Below are 6,269 nucleotides of genomic sequence, written 5' to 3'. Positions count from 1 at the left end.
CGTCCACCGGCAGCGGTGCCAGCCACCGCAGGTCGACGACGCGGGTGGCGATGCCGATGCGTTCCAGTCGGCGGGCGACGCGCAGGCTCATCCGCAGCCCGTTGCCGAACGTGATGATCGTCAAGTCCTTGCCGTCACCATAGGTGCGCGCACGGCCGATGGGCGCGACGGCCTGCGAGGACGGATAGATGGCGAGCCACCCGTCGTCGCCGTCGTCGTGCAGATCCCGCGTGTGGTACAGGGCGATGGGTTCGACGAAGATGCAGACGATTCCCGCTGCCCTCGCCGCGGCCACGCAGGCGTGCAGCATCGCGGCGGCATCGTCGGGTCTCGCCGGCGAGGCGACGACCACACCGGGGATGTCGCGGAGCGCGGCGACGGAGTTGTCGTTGTGGAAGTGTCCGCCGAACCCCTTCTGATATCCGTAGCCGGCCACGCGGACGACCATCGGATTGCGGTATTGCCGGTTCGAGAAGAACTGCAGCGTCGCGCCTTCGCCGCGAATCTGGTCAAGGGCGTTGTGAATGTAGGCGAGGTACTGGATTTCCGGGATGGGGAGCAACCCCGACACCCCGGCACCGAGAGCGAGTCCCAGGATGGACTGCTCGTCGAGCAGCGTGTCGAACACCCGCGCCGAACCGGTCTTGTTGAGCAGTCCGCGAGTGACGCCGTACACACCGCCCTTGCGGGCGACGTCCTCCCCGAAGATCAGCGCATCGGGGTGGCGGAGCAGGACGTCCTGCAGCGCGCGGTTGATGGCGAGCGCGACCGTCAGCGGTGAATCATCCTGCGGCTCAGCCGTCGGGATGCTCTCCATGGAGGCGGCGACCGCCTCGTCGAGGCCTGCCCGAAGTGGTGTCATCACGGCTGACGGGCTGTCCAGCTGCGCGAGATCGCCGACTTCGCCGGCGAGGCCGATGACCTCGGCACGCTTGGCCTCGTAGCGCTCGAGCACCTCTGCCGGGGTGAGGTGGCCGCCTCCGATCAACAGTTTCGCGGTGCACACCAACGGGTCTCGCTCGAAGTCGGCGGCGATCTCGTCGGGCCGCCGATAGGCAGGCTCGTAGTCGGAACCGGCGTGTCCCATCAGCCGGACCGTGCGCAGATGCAGGAACGCGGGGCGCCGATGGCTGCGCACCCACGCGGCGGCGGCCGTTGCGGCGTCGAACGTCGCCGCCACATCGGAGCCGTCGGCGGCGAAGTACTCGAGACCCTCCCTGCGCCCGTAGCTCTGAGCGATCCATCCCGACGGGGTCTTGACGCTGATGCCGATCCCGTTGTCTTCGCAGACGAACAGCAGCGGCATGGGCAGGCCTTGGTAGGCGGCGTGCAGAGCGGCATTGATGGCGCCGACCGCCGTCGAGTGGTTCGCCGAGGCGTCACCGAAGCTGCACACCGTCACCGCGTCCTCGGGCCAGGGGCAGGCGACGCCGAGCTTGCGGGCCCTGGCGATCGAGAACGCAACGCCGATGGCCCGCGGAAGGTGCGAGGCGATGGTCGAGGTCTGCGGAATGATGTTCAGGTCGTGGCGGCCAAACACCTTGTGCCGCCCGCCCGAGATCGGTTCTTCGGTGGCCGCGACCAGCCCGAGCAGAACGTCGCGCAGCGCGTCGCGTCCGCCGACTTGCCGTGCGCGGGCGAGGAAGAAGCCGCCCGAACGATAGTGCAGCAGCGCCGGATCGGTGTGCCGCAGCGCAGCCGCGACCGCGGCGTTGCCCTCGTGCCCGGAGGAGCCGATCGTGTAGTAGCCCTTGCCATGCGATCGCAGCCAACGCGCCGCGAGGTCGAGGTGGCGGCTACCGAGTTGAGCATCGAAGAGCGCAAGACAGGACGCCACCGTGAGCGCCGAGCCCGCCCGCAGTGCATCGGCTTCACCTCGCACGTGCTCGGGCGGACGTTCCGTCAGCGCCGATACGGTCGCCGTGAAGTAATCGTCGATGGGTTCGGCCTTCTGGTCAGGCATGGGTCTACCTGCCCTCCCGGTAGCCACCGACGATCGTGCGGACGAACGTCACGATCTGTCCCGCCCCGGTCCCGTCCTCGTCTTGGTCCGGGTCGTAGATCGCGATGCTGGCGCCAACGCACGAACCGGAATCGAGCAGGGCGCGCACCAGGTCGGTGAGCTGGTCCCAGGTGAGACCACCCGGCTCGTCCTCTGTATCGGGCAGCCCCTGCGCCGGGAACTCGAGGGGGTCCAGCACGTCGAGGTCGATGTGCAGCCACCACCGGCCGACGTGCTGCGCGAGTTGCTCCATGGCGCGACGCCCGGTTCCTGCCGGATCGTCGGCGACTTCGGCCAGCGGCGCGAGCCACACCCCGCAGTCGCTGAGCGTGCCAACGTTGAACTGCCGCCGCCACGCCTCGTCCCGCGGCCCGAGCACCACCAGGCGTTCGGTCCGCAGTGCGGGGAGCCGCTCGCTCAGGGATCCGGTGAGAAGACGTCCGGTCAGCCCGAGGAGCAGACCGATCTCGGTGTTGGCGGCCTCACCGTCTTCGGAGGCGTCGAGGGGCATGGTGTCCTCGTGGCCGTCGATGAAGACCAGCCCCACGTCGCCGACGTGATCACGCAGGCCGGTGACGGTGCCCAGCAGCGTCGAGCAGTCGCCGCCGTAGACGAACGGGAACCGGCCCTGACTCACGGCCGACCCGACCCGCTCGTTGAGCGCCTCGATCATCGCCAGCAGTGCCGCCTCGTTGATCAAGCTGGTTGCCTTGCCCCGCTGCGGGTTTGGGGCGGGCAGCTCGAGATGGTCATGCCGTGCCACGGGGTGGTGGTCGAAGGCGTCCAGCAGTCCCGCATCCCGCAGCGCCGCCGCCGCGCGCGCCTGATTGCCGCTGCGCCCATAGCCGTCGAAAGGAACGCCGATCAAGTCGATCTCGGCCACCAAACTCACCCCTCCGTGAGGATTGCATTGTCGCCGGAGCCGGTCAGCAGCTGGCCGCGGCCGTAGTCGACCCACTGGTAGCGGTGGCACGTCTCCGTCTCGCCCTGGCCGAGATCGCGCGAGACGACCTCGAGTTCGACGCCGTCCGGCCGGTCGATGCCCAGTGCGTCGAGCACGGCATCAGGACCCCAGCCGCGCAGCGGCACCTGCCGGGCGGTCTCGGGGCGCACGGACTCGTCGTTGCCGTCGACGAAGCGCACCAGCCGCCAGCCGTCGTCGATGCGCCGGAACACCACCCGTTGCCCGCCCGGCTGCAGTTCGGCGACGAGCACACCGGCCTCGACCCGGACGGCCCGCGCGGAAGACACCTCACCGAGCGTCGCCGCCCGTGCCCGCAGGCCAGGCAGGTCCCACGGCCTCACCCGGCCGGCCAGCTGGCCGGCGAGCATTGCGCGCACCGCGTGTTCGATGGTGTGTCGAACCTGCCGGACGGCCACCCGGTTCTGCAGCGCCGCAACGACTTCGGGTGCGACGTCGACGGACATCGGCATGTCAAATGAGGTCGACGGCATCCGCGATGGAGTCGAGCACCCGGCTCGGCCGGAACGGATACCGCTCGATGTCGCCGATCTTCGTCGACCCGGTGAGTACCAGGATGGTCTCGAGGCCTGCCTCGATACCTGCAACGACGTCGGTGTCCATTCGATCGCCGACCATGAAGGTGTTCTCCGAGTGCGCCTCGATGCGGTTGAGCGCACTGCGGAACATCATCGGGTTCGGCTTGCCGACGAAGTACGGGTCCCGTCCGGTGGCCTTCGTGATGAGCGCCGCAACCGACCCCGTGGCGGGCGTCGGTCCCTCGGCCGACGGCCCGGTGACGTCGGGGTTGGTGGCGATGAAGCGTGCGCCGGCGCCGATGAGCCGGATGGCCTTGGTGATCGCCTCGAATGAGTAGGTCCGTGTCTCGCCGAGCACCACGAAGTCGGGCCCCGTATCGGTGAGGGTGTAGCCGACCTCGTGTAGCGCCGTGGTCAAGCCTGCCTCGCCGATCACGTAAGCCGAGCCGCCGGGCAACTGGTCGTGCAGGAAGGCCGCGGTGGCCATGGCCGACGTCCAGATCGACTCCTCGGGCACCTCGAGACCGGACCGCTGCAGACGCGCGGCCAGGTCACGCGGGGTGAAGATCGAATTGTTGGTCAGCACCAGGAACGGGCGTTTCTTGTCCGTGAGCCGCTGCAGGAATTCGGCGGCGCCGGGCAGAGCACGTTCCTCGTGGACCAGGACGCCGTCCATATCGGTCAGCCAGCACTGCGGTGTGGTTCGCACGGTGTCAGTCTCTCAAGCCGCCCGGTCGGGCGTCAGCGAACCACCACAGCGGACGGTGCCCGCGGCGCACCGAGCACGTCTCGGTGCGACGGCGGCTGGCGGCCGTCCTCGTCGGTGATGCCGTACCGCGTCGCGAGTTCCGCGCCGATCAACGTTTGGCCGCTGAGCTCGGTCAGCGTGGGATCCGCATACAGCGCGTCGATCACCCGACCGGTGAACTCGGGGGTCTCCGCGTGCTCGGCGGTCTTGGCCAAGGCCTCGGGACGTCCGTCGAACGCGCGGCGGAACTTCTCGGTCAACAGGATCCCCATCCAGATCGACACGGTGCAGACGCCCGTCCCGTCGAAGTCCACCGCCATGTCGGCTGCCAGCTTGTCGACCCCGGCCTTCTGCGCCCCGTAGGCGGGGCCGTGCATGTAGCACACCGACCCCGGTGACGAGGTGAACGCGATCAAGCCACGACCCTGCTCGACCATCAGCGGCGCGGCATACCAGGACGCCACGTAGGCCGACCTCAGCCCGACGTCGAGGACGTCGGCGAGGGCAAGTGGCTTCTCCCAGAACGGCTTCGGGTTCGTCAGGTCGTCGTGGATCGCGGCAGCGTTGTTGACCAAGAGGTCGAGCCGACCGCACTCGTCGGCCACCCGCTCGAACAGCGCGCCGACGGCGGAGTCGTCTCGGTGGTCGACCCGCACGGGGATCGCGCCGTCCCCTGGGTCGGTCACCGTTCGGCCCGTCACGTACACCCGCCACCCGGCCGTGCCGAGCGCGGCCGCTATGCCGCGACCCGCGCCACGGCTCGCCCCGGTCACCACTGCGACGGGCGGTTGCTCTTCGGTCACACCATGACGCTACGAGACGAACGTGTTCATCGGCCTGGGTGACCAATTTCCGCACGTCAAGTTCAGGCGAATGCCGAGGCGACGAACCGCCGCACCACGGCCTCTTCGTCCTCGTGCGGCATCGGCCAGTAGAGCAGTGCAAGCACCACGCGCACGACCCATTCCTGGGCCACCGCGTCGTCGGCAGGCAATCCGGCCAGCGCGGTCGCCGTGGCCGCCAGTCGCGGCGAGTCGATCAGCGAGCGGCCCACCGGGGCACCGGTTCGGCGATGGGCGACCGGTTGCCGATGACGTTGGTGGCCAAGCTGATCGGGCTGCCCGACGAGAACGTGCCTCGGCTGATCGAGTGGGGCTACGGCAGCACCGAACTGCTCGGCGGGGTGCTGGCGGAGGGACGGCTGCCCGTCGCCGTGGATGCCGCGATCCACTTGGCCGGCTACCTGCACGACGCCTTCGAAGCCGCCCGACGTGCACCCGGCGATGACGTGCTCAGAGATCTGGCCGTGGCGGTGAAATGAAGGCGACGTCGAACCCGACGTCGCAGTGCTGATGCTCGTTCAACTGGTCGCAGCGGGTGGCGAGTCCACCGCCGGGCTGATCGGCAACGCCGCACGACTGCTGGCCGCGCACCCCAGACCCAGACAGCCGTGCGGGAGGATCCGACTCTGGTGCCCGCGCTGCTGGAGGAGACGCTGCGGCTGGAGTCACCGTTCCGGGGACACCACCACCTGGCCTTCGGCAAGGGGTTCAAACTGTTGCATGTTGAGTGTGTTTGAGTGTTTGCTAGTGCGTTCTTGTTGGTGTTGCGAATTTGGCGGGTTGGGCGAAGTCGGTTGGGGTGAATCGGCATGCTGCTTATCGCTGGTTTCGGGAGGGCATGTTGCCGGTGCCCGCAGAGCGGGTGGTTCGGCTAATTCTGGTATGGACCGCCGCGGCTGCTGATTGGACCGCTGGCGTGGTGTGTGTGCGGGTGTCCTCGCATGATCAGCGCTGGGTCTGGATCGTGCGGTGGCGCGGCTGACCGGGTGGGCCACCGAGCAGGGCCTCGGGGTGGGGCAGGTGGTGTGCGAGGTTGGGTCCGGGCTGAACGGCAAACGGCCCAAGCTGACCAGGGTGTTGGACCCCGATGCCAGGGTGATCGTTGTGGAGCATCCAGACCGGCTGGCGCGCTTCGGGGTCGAACACCTGGCGGCGGCGTTGTCCGGGCAGGGCCGCC

8 protein-coding genes and 1 pseudogene are annotated in these 6,269 nt (G+C 68.8%); 3 read left to right on the top strand and 6 right to left on the bottom strand.

The features are described from left to right. The 6 genes from QOC69_RS02335 to QOC69_RS02310 form a co-directional block, all read right to left on the bottom strand. Positions 1-1,963 (bottom strand): thiamine pyrophosphate-dependent enzyme (locus QOC69_RS02335; protein WP_526435958.1); only part of this gene is annotated, 1,963 nt, incomplete at its 3' end. A gap of 4 nt (positions 1,964-1,967) precedes the next feature. Then, entirely contained in the window at positions 1,968-2,885 is a 918-nt protein-coding gene (locus tag QOC69_RS02330) for an arginase family protein (protein WP_526435956.1), read from the bottom strand. A 5-nt stretch (positions 2,886-2,890) separates the two neighbouring features. Beyond that, the gene (locus tag QOC69_RS02325; protein WP_526435954.1) at positions 2,891-3,436 is read right to left on the bottom strand and encodes a hypothetical protein; all 546 of its coding nucleotides are present in this window, start codon (positions 3,434-3,436) and stop codon (positions 2,891-2,893) included. Between the two features lies 1 nt (position 3,437). Beyond that, entirely contained in the window at positions 3,438-4,178 is a 741-nt protein-coding gene (locus QOC69_RS02320) for an HAD-IIA family hydrolase (RefSeq protein ID WP_526435960.1), read from the bottom strand. A 65-nt stretch (positions 4,179-4,243) separates the two neighbouring features. Further along, positions 4,244-5,053 (bottom strand): SDR family NAD(P)-dependent oxidoreductase, encoded by an 810-nt coding sequence (locus QOC69_RS02315; protein WP_526435952.1) that lies wholly within the window; start codon positions 5,051-5,053, stop codon positions 4,244-4,246. A gap of 62 nt (positions 5,054-5,115) precedes the next feature. After that, positions 5,116-5,304 (bottom strand): hypothetical protein, encoded by a 189-nt coding sequence (locus QOC69_RS02310; protein ID WP_526435950.1) that lies wholly within the window; start codon positions 5,302-5,304, stop codon positions 5,116-5,118. 18 nt (positions 5,305-5,322) lie between these two features. Between QOC69_RS02310 and QOC69_RS02305 the strand changes: the two genes are divergently transcribed. From QOC69_RS02305 to QOC69_RS02295, 3 genes and pseudogenes are all read left to right on the top strand, one after another. Further along, on the top strand, positions 5,323-5,571 hold the full coding sequence (locus QOC69_RS02305) for a hypothetical protein (RefSeq protein WP_526435948.1): 249 nt from the start codon (positions 5,323-5,325) through the stop codon (positions 5,569-5,571). Positions 5,572-5,700: 129 nt separating this feature from the next. Beyond that, positions 5,701-5,829, top strand: a complete 129-nt coding sequence (locus QOC69_RS02300) for a hypothetical protein (protein WP_526435946.1) — start codon at positions 5,701-5,703, stop codon at positions 5,827-5,829. Positions 5,830-5,864: 35 nt separating this feature from the next. Beyond that, a pseudogene (locus QOC69_RS02295) lies at positions 5,865-6,269 on the top strand (IS607 family transposase); the annotation flags it as partial.

This window comes from Mycobacterium sp., from assembly GCF_032162105.1.
Lineage (GTDB): Bacteria > Actinomycetota > Actinomycetes > Mycobacteriales > Mycobacteriaceae > Mycobacterium.
This window is presented reverse-complemented; position numbering and strand designations above follow the sequence as displayed.